Genomic DNA, 15,318 nt, shown 5'->3' on the forward strand with positions numbered 1-15,318 from the left:
GGGGACCGTGGCTGCCTGCCGTGCCGCCTGCTGTCCGGCGCCGGCCATGGCGGCCGCCGGGCTCGTCCCCTCGGCCCCCTCGGCCCCCTCAGCCGCCTCGAGCCGCGCGCAGAGATTGGCGCCGAACTCCTCCCACATCCGGTCGGCCTTGGTCTTCATCACGCTCAGGCCGAAGGTGCCGAGGCGCCCCAGCACGTCCACGCTGAGCTTGATGCGCAGCTCGGTCCCGCCGTCCGGCTGCGCGCTCAGGAACACTTCGCTGGACTGCCGCAGCGAGCTGGCCACGGAGGCGTCCTCGCCGGTGCCTTCGGTGCGCAGGTAGCCGGGCGCGCGCATCTCCACGATATTCGTCCTGAGGCGGAAGCGCGCGTTGATGAAGGCGATCTTCACCTGGATGACCGAGACGTACTCCACATCGCTGATCACATCGATCGACTGCATGCCGGGCACACAGCCGCCCATCACATTGGGATCGAGCAACAGCGCCCATACACGCGCCGGCGCTGCGCCGACGACCAGGGTTTTTTCAATTTCCACGCATCTTCTCCGCGGCGCACAGAATGGATTCGACGATGCCGACGTAACCGGTGCAGCGGCACAGGTTGCCGTTCAGGCCGGCGCGCACTTCCTCTTCTGTGGGATTGGGGTTGTGCGCCAGCATGGCGCAGGAGGTCATCAGGAATCCGGGGGTGCAGTAGCCGCACTGCAGGCCGCCGCATTCCATGAAGCTTTGCTGCAGCGGGTGCAGTTCGCCGCCGCTGGCCAGGCCCTCGACGGTGCTGACTTCGCGCCCGCGCGCATGCACGGCGAGCATCAGGCAGGACTTCACCGCTTCGCCGTCCACCAGCACGGTGCAGGCGCCGCAGATGCCGGTCTCGCAGCCGCGCTTGGTGCCGGTCAGGTTGAGGTCGTCGCGCAGCAGGTCGGAAAGCAGGCGCCGCGCGGGCGCCTCCACGCGGTGCGGCTCGCCGTTGACGCTCAGTTCGATGGTGATCTTTTTCATCAAGGCTCCTTAGTCCGTGGCCAGGCCGAACAGCGTCGCGATACTGCGCCGCGCCACCACGCGAACCATTTCGCGGCGATAGTGCGCATCGCCGCGCAGGTCGGATACCGGCTCGATATCGGCCGCGACGATGTCTGCCGCTTCGGCGGCGACCTCCGGCGTGACCGTCTTGCCGGCGAGGAAGGCCTCGGCGCGCCGCAGGCGCGCCGGGACCGGCGTGGAGGCGCCGACCGTCAGGCGCGCCTCCACGCAGGTGGCGCCGGCGCGGCGCGCCAGCAGCGCCACGCTGGCCAGCGGCCGGTGCTCGGCGGCGGTGCGCAGGAAGCGTGCATAGTGGCCGTGCGCATCGGGCGCGGGCGCCGGGACACGGATCTCCGTCACCAGTTCGTCGGGCGCCAGCGCGGTGGTGTAGTAGTCCACCAGGAAATCCTCCATCTCCAGCACGCGTTCGCCGCGGCTGCCGGCGAGCACGACCTGCGCCTGCAGCGCCATCAGGCAGCCCGGCGGGTCGGTGGCGGGATCGGCGTAGCAGAGGTTGCCGCCCAGCGTGCCCTGGTTGCGCACCTGCGGGTTGGCAACCCGTGCCGCCATGCTGGCGAGCATGGGGTAATGCGCCTGCACCAGCGGTGAACGCGCGACCTGCGCGTGCAGCGCCAGCGCGCCGATGCGCAGCCCGCCGCGCGGGTCGTAGTCGATCTGGCGCAGCGCATCGAGCCGGCCGAGCGAGACCACGTGCGACGGCGTCACCATGCGCTGGCGCATGCCCAGCATCAGCGCGGTGCCACCGGCCATCACCCGGCACTGGTCGCCGAGGTCGGCCAGCATGCGGCTGGCTTCCTGCACCGAGCCGGGTTCCAGGAACTCGAAATCACGCATGGCGTGCCTCCTCTTGCCGGCGCGCGCGCAGCGCGGCCAGCACCTTCTCCGGCGTGATCGGCAGCGAGCGGATGCGCACGCCCACGGCGTCGCAGACCGCATTGGCGATGGCCGCGGCACCCGGCAGGATGGCCGTCTCGCTGGCGCCCTTGGCGCCGTACGGGCCGTTGGGATCGTTGGATTCCACCACCTCGGTGCGCAGCGCGGGCACGGCGTCGGCGGTGGGCATGTTGTAGTCGGCGAAATTGCCGTTGAGGATGCGGCCGTCTTCGACCAGCAGGTGCTCGTACAGCGTCCAGCCGATGGCCTGCACCGTGGCGCCGTGCGTCTGGCCGTGCACGGCGAGCGGGTTGATGGCCTTGCCGCAGTCGTCGGAGACAAAGCTGTCGATGACCGTGACCTGCCCGGTCTGGGTATCCACCTCCACCTCGACGGCCTGCGCCGCGAAGGAATAGGCGGGCGCGATATTGCCGTAGTAGTCGGCGTCGTGCATCACCGTGGGCGCATCGTAGGTGGCGCGCACCATCAGCCCCTCGCCGCCGTGGCGGAAGATATGCAGGCGCGCGATCTCGGCCAGCGTGGCCTGCTTGCCGGCGTTCTCGCCATCGCCCGCGCACGCGCGGATCACGCCATCGGCGATCTCCAGCCGGTCACGCGGCACGCCGAGCTTTTCCGCGGCCACTGTCAGCAGCTTGAGCCGCGCTTCGCGCGCGGCGCGCAGCACCGCGTTGCCGGAGATGATGGTCACGCGCGACGCCAGCGAACCGAGGCAGAACGGCGCGGCGTCGGTGTCCGGCGCGGCCACGGTGACGTGCGCCAGGGGAATGCCCAGCTCCTGCGCGCAGATCTGGCTGAGCATGGTGTTGGCGCCCTGCCCCATGTCGCACTCGCTGGTCAGCAGCAGCACGCGGCCGTCCTCGTTGACCTTGAGCAAGATGGTGGAGCCGTCCCAGTTACCCAGCGTGCGGTTGCCGCTGACATGCATGGCCGCGGCGATGCCGAGCCCGCGCCGGCGCGGGCCGGTCTGCGCCGCGGCGGCGGCGCGGCGCGCGTCCCACCGGATCGCCTCGCGGGTCTGCTCCAGGCATTCGGCCAGGCCGCTGCTGCCGATCTTCCAGCCGTGCACGCTGGTATCGCCGGTACGGATGGCGTTGCGCTTGTGCACTTCGAAGGGATCCATGCCGAGCATGTCCGCCAGCACCGCAAGGTGACTGTTCAGCGGGAACAGCATCTGCTGCCCGCCGAAGCCGCGGAACGCGCCGCGCGGCTGCGTATTGGTGTAGGCCAGCACCGCATCGGAGCGCACGTTCTCCACCCGGTGCATATTGTCGCTGCGCATCGCGCTCACGTGCATCACGTCGCCGGCCAGTCCCGCGTAGGCGCCGCATTCCGCCGTGATGCGCACGTGCTTGGCGACGATCATCCCCTGTGCGTCGAGCCCCATCTTCAGCCATACCCGGGCCGGCACGCTCGAGCGCGCGCCGAGGAAATCTTCCAGGCGGCTGTTGACGAAGCGCACCGGCCGCTCCAGCCGGCTCGCCAGCAGCGCCGCGATCAGGCTGTTGTTCTCCTCCACGATCTTGGCGCCGAAACCGCCGCCGGTGACGGCCTGGATCACGCGGATGGTCGAGACCGGGCGGTCGAGCGCCTCGGCCAGCCGCGCGCGCGCCAGGAACACCGACTGCGTCGACGCCCACACCGTCAGGCGGCCGTTGCCATCCTGCGCCGCCACGGTGGCCATCGGCTCCAGGTAGCCGGGATATTGCGACTGCATGTCGTAGGTAGCCTCATGGACCACCGCGGCCCTGGCAAAGCCGGCCTCGATATCGCCGCGCTCGATATGCATCTCGTGCGCGATATTGCGGGTGCCCTGGTGCAGTTCGGGCGCGCCCTCGGCAAGCGCTGCGTCGGGCGTGAGGATGGCAGGCAGCTCTTCGTACTCCACGCGGATCAGGTCCAGCGCGTCGCGCGCGGTTTCCTCGTCGACCGCGGCGAGCGCCACAACCTCCTCACCCACGTAGCGCACCACGCCCGCGGCCAGGATGCGCTGCTCCTTGCGGTGCGGCCCCCACAGGCGCTTCGGCGTATCCGCGCCGGTCAGCACCAGCTTCACACCCGGCAGCGCGCGCGCCGCCGCGGTGTCGATGCGCACGATGCGCGCGTGCGGATGCGGGCTGCGCAGCACCTTGGCGTGCAGCATGCCGGCCTGCTTGATGTCGCCTGCATACACGGCCCTGCCCTGCACCTTTTCCCGCGCTGTCACCTGCGGCGTGGAGGTTCCCACTGTCGACGTACTCATGCCGACCTCCCTGATCTGAAATCCGAACAAAACGATGCGTGCACCGGCGCGCGCCTGCCGCCGGTGCGCACCGCCCGGGGGCAATCACTCGGCGGTGATGCCGAAATCCCTGATGACCTTGCCCAGCCGCTCGTAGTCGGAGGCGTTGACCTTCTCCAGCACGCCGGGCGCGCCGCCCACCGGCACCGCGCCGAAGGTGGCCATCTTCTCGGCGATGTCCGGCATCTTCACGATCTCATTGAGCTGATCGTTGAGCTGCCGGACGATGTCCGCCGGCGTGCCCCTGGGCGCCATCACGCCATGCCATGCGCCCACCACCACGTCCTTGTAGCCGAGCTCGGCAAGCGTCGGCACGTTCGGCAGCAGCGCAGAGCGCTTCGGATCGGTCACGGCCAGCGCGACCAGCTTGCCGGTGTTGATGTATTGCGCCACCGGGCCCAGCGTGACGTAGGCAAAGTTGACGTGCCCCGCCACCACGTCGTTGACCGCCGGCGCCACGCCGCGGTACGGCACGTGCTGGATCCTCACCCCGGCGGCGTGGTTGACCCACTCGCCCGCGATATGCATGGGCGAGCCGGCGCCGGGGCTCGCGTAGGTCAGCGGCTTGCCGGCCCTGGCCGCGGCCACCATCTCCTGCACGGTCTTGATGCCGGCGCCCGGATACGCCACCAGCAGCACGGTCTGCGTACCGGTCTGGATGACCGGGGTAAAGCCGTGCAGCGCGTCGTAGCTGGATGCGGGCGGCAGCTTCAGCACCATCGGCGCGGTGGTGAACGGGTTGGGCGTGAACAGCAGCGTATAGCCGTCGGCCGGCGCGCGCGCGACCATGGCGTTGCCCACCACGCCGCCCGCGCCCGGCTTGTTCTCCACGATGACCGGCTGCTTGAGTCGCACCGACAGCTTCTCGGCATACATCCGCGCCATGGAATCGGTATCACCGCCTGGTGGATAGGCCACCACGATCGTGACCGGCTTGACGGGATAGGCGGCCTGCGCGAGCGGGCCGCCCCCCAGGGCGACAAAGGGCAGCGCAGCGATGGCCGCGGCAAGGATGTGACGTCGGGCAGGTTTCATCTATGGCTCCTGTGGGGGCGCTCCAGGTCCGCGTCGAGTGGCCGCGGGGAGACAGGTTGGGGTCGGCGGACGATGGGAACGCCTTCGCTTTTGCGTTTTATTGGTGAAACATAGATTTACATCAGGAACATACACAACATCGTAGAATACGTTTGTTGATGACTCAACTTACGCTAAACCCCAATTGACACACGCGCGTTTACTTATGTTTATTTCGTCGCGAAATCGACCGCGAAGACGTGGCGCAAGCGCGTCATGAGACAATCAGCCTCCACATCACATGCCGCCATGCGGCACATCCCGAACGACATGGATCCCATCAAGCGCGAAGCCGGCCACGCGGAGGACGCCGCCGCGCGTGCCCGCACTGATTGCCCGTGGGCCGAGCTGGACGAGAACGGCAGCGGCCTGGTCGTCGACGACTTCCTGACCACCATGCTGAGCCAGCTGGTCAACGCCCTGCGGCGCACCGTAACCCTGCCCTACGCGGAAAAATTCGAATTGAGCGTGCCGGAATGGCGCGTGCTGGCGCTGCTGGCGCATGCGCGGCCGCTGCCGTTTGCCGAGCTCGTGCTGCAGTCCACCTCGGACAAGGCGCTGGTCAGCCGCACGTTGCGGCTGCTGGAAGGCCGCGGGCTGGTGCAACTGGATTCGGAGGGCAATACGCCGCGCAAGAAGCTGATCTGCAGCATCACGCCGGCGGGGCTGGCATTGCACGAGCAGGTGATGCCGCTGGCCAGGAAGAGCCAGGCGGAGGTGATACGGCTGCTGGAGCCGGGAGAACGCCGGGCGATGTACCAGGCGCTGAGAAAGCTGCACGGGCTGTGCGTGACGCCGCGCCAGGCAGGCGGCGACGGCAGCGGCGGCGAAGGCGAATAGCGCGGGCGCACAGGGCGCCCGCCGGGCCGCCGGAGCCGGGGCCGCCCCCCGGCCTCAGGCCTCCAGTTGCTCCAGCACCTTGCCCTTGGTCTCGATGCCGAGGAAGTGAATGGTCAGCGCCGCCGCGAACGGGACCAGCGCCAGCGCGTAGAAGGCGCTGCTAAGGTCGCCGGTGCCGATGGTGTTGGCGATCAGCGTGGGCGCGAAGATCGCGGCCAGCTTCAGCCACGCGCCGCCCAGGCCGCAGCCCATGGCGCGCACGCTGGTGGGATACAGCTCCGGCGTGTACACGTAGGCGGTGATGAAGCCGCTGGCCAGGAAGCCGAGCGACAGCGCGCATAGCGTGGCCACCACGTACACCGACTCGGCGTGGAACACACCCGCCAGCGCCAGCGACAACGCGCATAGCACGAACGACACATTGATCACCGGCTTGCGGCCAACCTTGTCGACCACCATCGCGCATACCAGCGAGCCGACCACGCCAAGCACCGATGCGCCCGCCGCCAGGTTCAGCGCCAGCTGCAGCGGCGCGTGATAGACCGTCTTGTAGATGGTCGGCAGCCATGTCGACAGGCCGTACTGGATAAAGCCGCAGGTGGCCCACAGCATCCACACCGCCAGCGTGCGGCCGATATAGGCCTTGCCCAGCAGGTCGCGCACGCCGCGGCGCGGGTGCTTGTGCGTCAGCGCGTCATAGGCGGCCACATCGCCCAGCGGCGGCAGCGGCCCGCGGGCCCGGGCCTCGAAGGCGGCCAGCGCCTGGTGGGCTTCGGCCAGGCGGCCCTTCTCCGCCAGCCAGCGCGGCGACTCCGGGATCGCGCGGCGCAGGATGAAGAACAGGACGATGGGCGCGCCGCCGATGAAATACATCACGGTCCAGCCGAAGCGCGGCACCAGCCAGGCGCCGGCCACGTTGGAGATCAGCAGGCCGATCGGGAACACCACTTCGTAGAGCAGCACGAAGCGCCCGCGGCCGTGCGCGCGCGTGACCTCGTTGATATAGGTGGCGGCCACCGGCAGCTCGCCACCCAGGCCAAGGCCCTGCACGATGCGCAGCAAGGCGAAGATCTCGAACGACGGCGCGAAGCCGCAGGCGATGCTCATCAGCCCGATGATGCCCGCACTCCAGCCGATCGAGCGCAGGCGGCCGAAGCGCTCCGCCAGCGCGGGAAACAGCAGCGCGCCGACCAGCTGCCCCACCGACGGCGCCGCGATCAGGAAGCCGATCTGGCCCGGCGTGAGCGACCATGCGGAGATCAGCAGTGGCAGCGTGGCGGCGATCGCGATCACGTCGAAGCCGTCGAAAAACGTGGCCAGTCCGATCAGCAGCCGCGCGCGGATATGCATGCCGTTGCCGGGCATGCGCTCGATGCGCGCGATGATCTCGCCGTGGGTCGCGGTGCGCGCGCCGCCGTCAGCGGCGACGGTGGTGGCCTGGAATGGGGTGCCCTGTGCGCCGGCATTGGCCGGCGCAGCCTCTTGTCTCTGGATCAACACGGTGTTTCTCTTCAAAAGTGTCCGAGGCAGGCAGCCGCCTCGCGCTGGCGCCGCAGGCGCCGCCGGGCGCGCCGCGTTGCGCGGCGCGCGGGCCATCTTATAAGTCCAGGACCAGGCGCCGGCCCTTGCAGCCGGACACGCACACCATCATGGTCTTGTTCGAATCACGCTCGCCCTTGCTCAGCACGCTGTCGCGATGCTCGGGAATGCCGTCGATCACGCGCGTCTCGCACGAACCGCACACACCTTCCCTGCAGCTGTGCTCGACGGCGATGCCGGCTTCGAGCAATGCATCCAGCAGCGACTTGCCCGCAGGCACCGTCAGCTCGCCGCCGGTGGCGGCCAGCGTCACGGTGTACTCGCCTTCCTGCACCGCCGCCACCGAGGGGTCCGCGGCAAAGCGTTCGATATGCACTTCGGTGTAGCCATGGCCGGCGCAGGCAGCCTCGAACCCATTGAGCATCGCGCCCGGGCCGCAGCAGTAGAAATGCGTGGAGGCCGCCTGTCCGGCCAGCAGCGCAGGCAGGTCCGGCGGGCAGCCGGCCTCGTCGTCGAAGTGCATGCGCACCGCGTCGCCATAGGCAGCCAGCTCATCGGCAAAGGCCGCCTCGGCCCGCGAGCGCGCGCAGTAGTACAGCGTGAAGGGCCGGCCAAGCTGGTGCAGGCGCCGCGCCATGCAGACGATCGGCGTCACGCCGATGCCGCCGGCCACCAGCACGCTGTGCGGCGCGTTCTCTTCGAGGGCGAAGTGGTTGCGCGGCGCCGCCACGGCCAGCGTGGTCCCCACGCGCAACTGCTCGTGCACATAGCGCGAGCCGCCGCGACTGGCGCGGTCGTTGAGCACGCCCACCACGTAGCGGTCGCGCACTTCCGGGGCCCCGCACAGCGAGTAGCTGCGCACCAGGCCATTGCCCAGGTGCAGGTCGATATGCGCACCGGGCGCGAACGCCGGCAGCTCGCGCCCGTCAGGGTCGCGCAACTCCACGCTGACGATGCCGCGCGCCTCGAAGCGCATGGCCTGCACGCGCAGGGTCAGGGATTGGCTGGTACTCATGGCACTTCCTTGTATTGCCCGGTGCGGCTCGCGCCGCACCGTATTGCCTTGCGGGGGCATGTCTCGTCCTGGCTGACTTCGACTTGCCTGTCTTCGTGGTCTTGCCCTGTCGTGGCCGGGGCGATGCTGCTGCTCAGCGCTTCTCGGTCAGGAACTTGCCTTGCGGGCCGCCCGCGTTCTTCTGCCGGCGCGTGTTGCCGTCCAGGCCGCCCTCGACCGCCCACTCGGCGAACATGGTCGGGCCCGGCTCGAAGTCGCGCGGTTCCCAGTGCGCATCGAGCTGGTCTTCGTCGGCGTAGTACTCGATCAGGCCGCCGGCCGGGTTCTTGAAGTACCAGAAGTAGGCCGAGGAAATCGGATGCCGGCCCGGGCCAAGCTGCGTGTCCCAGCCGCTGCGCGACACATGCAGGCCGCCGCCGAATACCTCATGGATATCGCGCACGGTGAAGGCCACGTGGTTCAGCCCGCTCTTGGCCTGCGGCAGCTGCAGCAGGAACAGGTCGTGGTGGCCGCCGTCGGGCGCGCAGCGCAGGAAGGCGCCGCGGCCCGGATAGTGGTCCGACGGCACGAAGCCCAGTTTCTCCGTGTAGAAGCGCTCGGTGGCGGCGACGTCCTTGACGAAGAACACCACGTGGCCCACTTCGATCGGCGTGGCGCGCTCGTAGATCGGGCTGCGCTGGTTCAGGCGCGGCTTGTCGTTCCAGGTGTTCATGGCGGCGCACTCCACTTCGATCTCGCGCTTGCGCGTGAGCTGGAAGCGCACGGCCAGGCCGTTCGGATCGGTGCAGCCCACGCGCTCGCCCTCCACACCGCGCGCGCCGTGTTCGCCGATGGCGACAAAGCCGGGTTCGGCGCGGATGGCGTCGGCAAGCTTGTCGAGTGCCGCCTGCGTATCCACCCCCCACACCACTTCGCGCAGCGTCGGGCCCGCTTCCATTGCCGCCGGCAACGCAGGATCGTCGGTGCGGCGCACCAGCACGCGGCAGCCGTTGAGCGTTTCGAAGTCCAGCCCGGCCGCGTCCTCGCGCACCAGCGTGAGGCCCCAGTCGGCGAAGAAGCGCCGGCAGGCGTCCAGGTCGTCGGCACCGTAGACGATCTCGTCGATGCCCAGAATCGTGTTCATTCCCATCTCCTGCTCTGCTCTCTTTGCTTGCTGCATTGTTCGTGACCTGCGCACCGGCTCAGTTGGCCCACGGCAGCGGCTGCTCGTGCATGCCCCAGTAGACGCTCTTCTGCTCCATGTACTGCAGGATGCCCAGGCGCCCCTTCTCGCGGCCCAGGCCACTGTCGCGCCAGCCGCCGAACGGCGTGGAGATCGAGAACTGCTTGTAGGTATTGATCCACACATTGCCGGCCTGCACCGCGCGCGCGAAGCGCCAGGCGCGCTTGTAGTCGCGCGTCCACACGCCAGCGGCCAGCGCGTACACGCTGTCGTTGGCCTGCGCGATCAGGTCGTCCTCGTCGTCGAAGGCCATCGCCACCAGCACCGGCCCGAAGATTTCTTCCTGGCAGACGCGGGCGCTGTTATCGAGCCCTTCGATGATGGTGGGCGTATAGAAGTAACCGTTCTCGCAGCCCGCCACCGTGGGACGCAAGCCGCCGGTGCGCAACTGGCCGCCTTCGGACACGCCGAGCGCCACATACGATTCGATCGAGTCGCGATGGCGGTCGCTGATCAGCGGCCCCATCTGGGTGCGCTCGTCGGCCGGATCGCCCACGCGCAGGCGCGCCGCACCCTCGGCCAGGCGTTCCATGAAAGCCTCATACAGGGAACGTGCCACGAACAGGCGCGAGCCGGCGATGCAGGATTCGCCCGAGGAACTGAAGATGCCGTACAGCACGCCGTTGACGGCGTGGTCCAGGTCCGCGTCCTCGAACACCATGGTGGGCGACTTGCCGCCCAGCTCCAGCGACACCGGCATCATCTTGTCGGCGGCGATGTGGGCGATATGGCGGCCCGTCGACGTGCCGCCGGTAAAGGACACGCGGCGCACCAGCGGGTGCTTGGTGATGGCGTCGCCGATCACCGAGCCCTTGCCGGGCAGCACGCTGACCAGGCCCTTGGGCACGCCGGCCTCTTCGCAGATGGCGGCGAGTTCCAGCGCCATCAGCGGCGTGATCTCGGCTGGCTTGATCACCACGGCGTTGCCGGCGGCCAGCGCCGGCGCCAGCTTCTGCGCCTCGCTGGCGATGGGCGAGTTCCACGGCGTGATCGCCGCCACCACGCCCATGGCTTCGTGCACGCTCATGGCGAGGAAATCGCCGCGCGCCGGCGTGAGTGTTTCCTCCAGCGTCTCGCACGCGGCGGCGAAGAACTGGAAGGTGCCGGCGGCGCTGGCCACCAGCGCGCGCGTCTCGCTGATGGGCTTGCCGTTGTCCAGGCGCTGGCGCTGCGCGAGCGGCTCGGCGCGCGCGCGGATCAGGTCGGCCACGCGATGCAGCACGGCGGCGCGTTCGTGGGGCTTGCGCTGCGCCCAGCCGCTGGTGAGGAAGGCGCGGTGCGCGCCCTGCACGGCTTCCTCCACGTCGTCCAGGCTGGCCGCGTTCAGTTCGGCGACGACCTCGCCGGTGGCGGGATAGCGCGTGGCGTAGCGTTCGCCGCCGCCCAGGCGCCACTGGCCTGCGATGCAGATGGGGAGAATTGCTTGCTTCATCATGATTGCCTTGCTGGCCTGGTCTGGCCTGTCTGCCTGCTTAAATCGACATGGCGTGCGCGCGGTTGCCCAGCGCGCGCACCACGCTGAACACCGTCAGCGCCGAGGTCTTGGGGTTGGCCGCCAGCGGCTTGCCGCGCATGGTCAGCTCGAAGCCGCCGAAGGCGCCACGCGCCTCCACGTGGTGCACGTTTTCGTCCACGCCCGGATCGGCCAGCAGCTTGACCTGCGTATGGTCCAGTCCGAGCCCGGCCATCGACAGCGTGGCGGCCACGTTGGCGTTCTTGGGGTAGAGCCGCGCGGCCTCGCGCGCGGTGCCTTCGAAGATCACCGTGGCCTCGGTCAGCGCGTCGAGATCGACGAGCGCCTCGGCCGGCGTGTCCTTCCACGCGCCGGGCGGCTTGCGCCCGGTGTAGATCACCGCATCGAGCCCGCCCACGCGGGCCGCCGCCAGTGCATCGATGGCGCCGATCGCGCCGGAGAGCAGCTGCACCTGGGTGCCGCCGCGCCGCGCCGCCGCTTCCAGCCGTTCGGCCAGGCCCGGCTCCGACAGCGCGCCCACCGAGACCACCAGGCAGGCGATGCCGCGCTCCAGCGCCGGCACGATGTGCTCCTCCAGCGCGTGGTGGCCGGCACACTCGACCAGCAGGTCGGGGCGTCCGTCGGCCTGGCTCAGGCAGGTCGCCACGCGGGCGCGTGGCGCCAGCGCGGAGACTGCGTCGCGGGCCTGGTCCATCTGGGCCTCGGGCACCACCACCACGTCGAACACCACGTCCGGATCGCTCTTGAGCAATTCAAGCACACCGCGCCCGATCGCTCCGCATCCCACCATCGACACATGCAGCATGTTGCGTCTCCCTCAGGCCGTCACGGTGCCGCGCTCGGCGGCGCGCGCCTTGTCTGCGTCCGCGTCGGCTTCCTTGTTGACCGGCGGGCCGGCGAACGCGGTCTTGAAGCTGCCGATGGAGAGCATGTCGATCTCCAGCAGGAACGGACCGGGTTCGATGGTCGCGTCTTCCAGCGCACGGCCGACCTCGGCCAGGTTGCTCACGCGGCGGTGGCGCAGCGCAAGCGCCTGCGACAACTGCGCGTAGTCGGGCGTGTGCAGGTCCACATAGTGGCGGCGGCCGCCGTATTGCGCGTCCTGGATGTTCTTGATGACGCCATAGCCCTTGTCGTTCATCAGGACGAAGACCACGTCGGCGCGCTCCTGCACCGCGGTGGCCAGCTCGCCCAGGTTGAGGATGAAGCCACCGTCGCCGGCCAGGCAGAAGGTTTTCTTGCCCGAGGCCGTGACCGCCGCGCCGACCGCCGCGCCGATGCCCATCGCCAGGCCCTGGCCGATGCCGCCGCCCAGCGCATGCACGCCGGCGCGCGGATCGAAGATGCGCAGCTGGCGATTGCCCCAGGTGCTGTTGGACACGGTGACGTCGCGCACCCAGTTGAAGTTCTTGCCCACCGCGCCCTGCAGCGCTTCGACCAGCGCCGCGTACGGGCCCAGGCCGTCGATCAGGCCGCCCATGGCGGTGTCGTGCGCGCGGCGCAGGTCGGCGGCGAAGGCGGGGTCCACCTTGAGCTTGCCTTCGAGCCGGTCGGCCAGGCCTTCGAGGGCCAGCGCGGCGTCGCCGCAGACGAAGTTGTCGGTCTGGTAGCAGCGGCCTTCGGCCGAGGCGTCCGCATCCACGCGGAACAGCGGACGCGGCAGCTTGAGTTCGTACTTCAGCGTTTCATTGCCGCGCAGGCGCGAGCCCACCACCAGCATGGCGTCGCAGCTCTGGTAGAACTGCTCCACCGGCTTGTGCAGGTTGAAGGCGCCCAGCGAGCGGGGATCGTCTTCTGCCACGATGCCGCGGCCTTGCGTGCTGGTCACCACGCCGAAGCCCAGCGCCAGCAGGCGCTTGACCTGCGCGCCGGCGTGGCGCGCGCCGCCGCCGAGCCACAGCAGCGGGCGGCGGGCCCTGGCCAGGCGCTCGGCCAGTTCGTCCAGCGCCTGCGCAGACGGCACGTGGGCCGGCACGGCCAGCGGGCGCAGGTCGGCCGGCATGGGGATCAGCGCGGCCTGGATGTCGATGGGAATCTCGACGCTGACGGGGCCGGTGGGCGCGGTCAGCGCGGTCTGCACGGCCAGCTTGATGGTGCTCAGCGCGGTGTCCGCGCTACGGATGCGGAAGGCGGCCTTGGAGATGGCCTTGAGCATGGTGAGCTGGTCCGGTGCCTCGTGGATGTAGGCCAGGCTCTGGTCCAGGTACGGCGTCTCGATCTGGCCGGTGAGGTGCAGCAGCGGCGTGCCGGCGGTCAGCGCTTCGACCATGGCGCCGGCGGCATTGCCGGCGGCCGTGCCGGTGCTGGTCAGGCAGACGCCGAGGCCGCCGGTGGTGCGGGCACAGGCATCGGCCATATTGGTGCCGCCCGCTTCGCCGCGCGCCGGCACGAAGCGGATCTTGCCACGCTCGCCCATGGCGTCGAGGATGGGCATGTTGTGGATCGAGATCACGCCGAACGCAGCCTTGACGCCGCACTGCTCGAGGAAGGCGGCGATGGCATGGCCGACCGTGACTTGTTGTTGGTCCTGCTGCGGTTGCTGCAGTTGCTGCTGTTGCTGATGTTGTTCGTTACGCATGACGGGAAAGTCCTCCGGAAATATCGATGTGGCTGCCCGTGGTGTACGAAGACAACGGCGAGGCAAGGAACAGGATCGCGCGCGCGGCTTCCTGCGGCAGGCCAAGACGGCCGAGCTGGATATGCTTTTGCTGCGCCAGGCGCGCGGTCCACGCGGCCCAGTCCAGGTGGCGGTCCTCTTCAGGACGCGCCTCGAAACGGCGGCGCCACTGGCCCGACTCGACCAGGCCGAGCAGGATGCCGTTGACGCGGATGCGCCTGGGCGCGAATTCGGTGGCCAGCGAGCGCACCAGGTTGTGCACGCCCGCACGTGCCGCCGAAGTGGCGACCATGTGCGGCTCGGGCTGTACCGCCAGCAGCGAGTTCACGCACACGACGGCGGCGCTGTCGGAGCGTTCGAGCTGCGGCAGGAAGGCGCGCGTGGCATGGATCACCGAGAAGAACTTGAGCTGCAGTTCTTCGAGCCAGGCGGCGTCTTCGGTGTTGGCGAAGGTGGAGACGCGGCCCTGCCCTGCGTTGTTGACCAGCATATCGGCCGCACCGAGCGCGGCCTCGCTGGCAGCGGCGAAGGCCTTGACCTGCTCCGGCTGCAGCACGTCGCAGGCCGCGGCGAACAGGCGCGCCTGCGGGAAGCGCGCGCGCAGCCTGCCTTCGGCTTCGCGCAGGCGCGCTTCAGAAGAACGCTTCCTGCAGCACCACGCCGCGCTCGCGGTCGCGCTGCACCATCTCGAACAGCGCTTCCACGGTGCCAGGCGTGCTGGGCGAAAACGATTCGAGCCGGGGCTCCGGGTACAGCGCGCGCAGCTCCGCCAGCGTGAGGTCTTCGAGCAGCACGCGCCCGAGCACGGTCGCATGCGCCGGCAGCCGCGTGCCGACCGTGACCGAGCTGGAAAACGGCGTGGGCGCCACCGACTTGGCCACGTAGACGATGGAGCGACCGTCGCGCACCACCAGATTGCACGGATAGCGGATATCGTCGCGCAGGCGGTCGAGCACGGGGCGGCCCAGTTCGGTCAGCTCCAGCGAGGCCAGGTACTCGAAGCCCAGGCGCAGCACGGCCATGCCGAGGCGGAACTCGCGCCCGCCTTCGGTGCGCTCCACGAAGCCCATCATCTCCAGCGTGGCGAGCAGGCGGAACACGGTCGAGCGCGGCACCTTGAGACGGCGCGCCAGGTCGGCCGCGGTCAGCGTGCGGTCGCGGCGGCTGAACTCGGCCAGCAGGCGCAGGCCGCGTTCCAGTCCGGGCACGATGTACTTGTCCTGGATGTCTTCCGGCAGGCGTTCTTGGTTCATGAGTGGCTCGTGTCTGCGTGATGCCGGCGCGTGCATGGCTGGTTTGCCCGCGGCGCCGGCGCTTTCA

General features: G+C 69.4%; 12 protein-coding genes and 2 pseudogenes. 1 reads left to right on the forward strand and 13 read right to left on the reverse strand.

What is annotated here, in order from left to right; all coding sequences use genetic code 11:
- The 5 genes from AC1DK4_RS38530 to AC1DK4_RS38550 form a co-directional block, all read right to left on the reverse strand.
- Positions 1–537 (reverse strand): CoxG family protein (locus tag AC1DK4_RS38530; RefSeq protein ID WP_477132181.1); only part of this gene is annotated, 537 nt, incomplete at its 3' end.
- On the reverse strand, positions 527–1,003 hold the full coding sequence (locus AC1DK4_RS38535; protein WP_441618233.1) for a (2Fe-2S)-binding protein: 477 nt from the start codon (positions 1,001–1,003) through the stop codon (positions 527–529). The genes AC1DK4_RS38530 and AC1DK4_RS38535, both read right to left, overlap by 11 nt.
- Positions 1,004–1,012: 9 nt before the next feature.
- A complete protein-coding gene (locus tag AC1DK4_RS38540; protein ID WP_441618231.1) occupies positions 1,013–1,879 on the reverse strand; it encodes an FAD binding domain-containing protein in 867 nt (288 codons plus the stop codon).
- Positions 1,872–4,178, reverse strand: coding sequence for a xanthine dehydrogenase family protein molybdopterin-binding subunit (locus AC1DK4_RS38545; RefSeq protein WP_441618229.1), 2,307 nt, complete (start codon positions 4,176–4,178; stop codon positions 1,872–1,874). Before AC1DK4_RS38545 ends, AC1DK4_RS38540 begins: the two co-directional genes overlap by 8 nt.
- An 84-nt stretch (positions 4,179–4,262) precedes the next feature.
- Positions 4,263–5,252: a Bug family tripartite tricarboxylate transporter substrate binding protein gene (locus AC1DK4_RS38550; RefSeq protein ID WP_441618227.1), complete on the reverse strand. Its 990-nt coding sequence runs from the start codon at positions 5,250–5,252 to the stop codon at positions 4,263–4,265.
- Positions 5,253–5,561: 309 nt separating this feature from the next.
- On the opposite strand from AC1DK4_RS38550, the gene AC1DK4_RS38555 reads away from it, so the two are divergent.
- The gene (locus AC1DK4_RS38555) at positions 5,562–6,131 is read left to right on the forward strand and encodes a MarR family winged helix-turn-helix transcriptional regulator (protein WP_441618387.1); all 570 of its coding nucleotides are present in this window, start codon (positions 5,562–5,564) and stop codon (positions 6,129–6,131) included.
- A 54-nt stretch (positions 6,132–6,185) separates the two neighbouring features.
- On the opposite strand, the gene AC1DK4_RS38560 is transcribed toward AC1DK4_RS38555, so the two are convergent.
- From AC1DK4_RS38560 to AC1DK4_RS38595, 8 genes and pseudogenes are all read right to left on the reverse strand, one after another.
- Complete coding sequence (locus tag AC1DK4_RS38560; protein WP_477132185.1) at positions 6,186–7,496, reverse strand: MFS transporter; 1,311 nt, start codon at positions 7,494–7,496, stop codon at positions 6,186–6,188.
- 232 nt (positions 7,497–7,728) lie between these two features.
- Positions 7,729–8,685 (reverse strand): PDR/VanB family oxidoreductase, encoded by a 957-nt coding sequence (locus AC1DK4_RS38565; protein WP_441618225.1) that lies wholly within the window; start codon positions 8,683–8,685, stop codon positions 7,729–7,731.
- A 133-nt stretch (positions 8,686–8,818) separates the two neighbouring features.
- Positions 8,819–9,808, reverse strand: a complete 990-nt coding sequence (locus tag AC1DK4_RS38570; protein WP_441618223.1) for a VOC family protein — start codon at positions 9,806–9,808, stop codon at positions 8,819–8,821.
- Positions 9,809–9,866: 58 nt separating this feature from the next.
- Positions 9,867–11,342, reverse strand: a complete 1,476-nt coding sequence (locus AC1DK4_RS38575) for an aldehyde dehydrogenase (RefSeq protein ID WP_441618221.1) — start codon at positions 11,340–11,342, stop codon at positions 9,867–9,869.
- Positions 11,343–11,379: 37 nt separating this feature from the next.
- The gene (locus tag AC1DK4_RS38580) at positions 11,380–12,186 is read right to left on the reverse strand and encodes an aspartate dehydrogenase (protein ID WP_441618219.1); all 807 of its coding nucleotides are present in this window, start codon (positions 12,184–12,186) and stop codon (positions 11,380–11,382) included.
- A gap of 12 nt (positions 12,187–12,198) precedes the next feature.
- Positions 12,199–13,959 (reverse strand): thiamine pyrophosphate-binding protein, encoded by a 1,761-nt coding sequence (locus AC1DK4_RS38585; RefSeq protein ID WP_441618217.1) that lies wholly within the window; start codon positions 13,957–13,959, stop codon positions 12,199–12,201.
- Positions 13,952–14,674 (reverse strand): annotated as a pseudogene (locus AC1DK4_RS38590) (SDR family oxidoreductase); the annotation flags it as partial. The pseudogene AC1DK4_RS38590 and the gene AC1DK4_RS38585, both read right to left, overlap by 8 nt.
- Positions 14,634–15,251 (reverse strand): annotated as a pseudogene (locus tag AC1DK4_RS38595) (IclR family transcriptional regulator); the annotation flags it as partial. The pseudogenes AC1DK4_RS38595 and AC1DK4_RS38590, both read right to left, overlap by 41 nt.
- Positions 15,252–15,318 lie beyond the last annotated feature (67 nt).

It is taken from the genome of Cupriavidus sp. 05N38, from assembly GCF_056397345.1.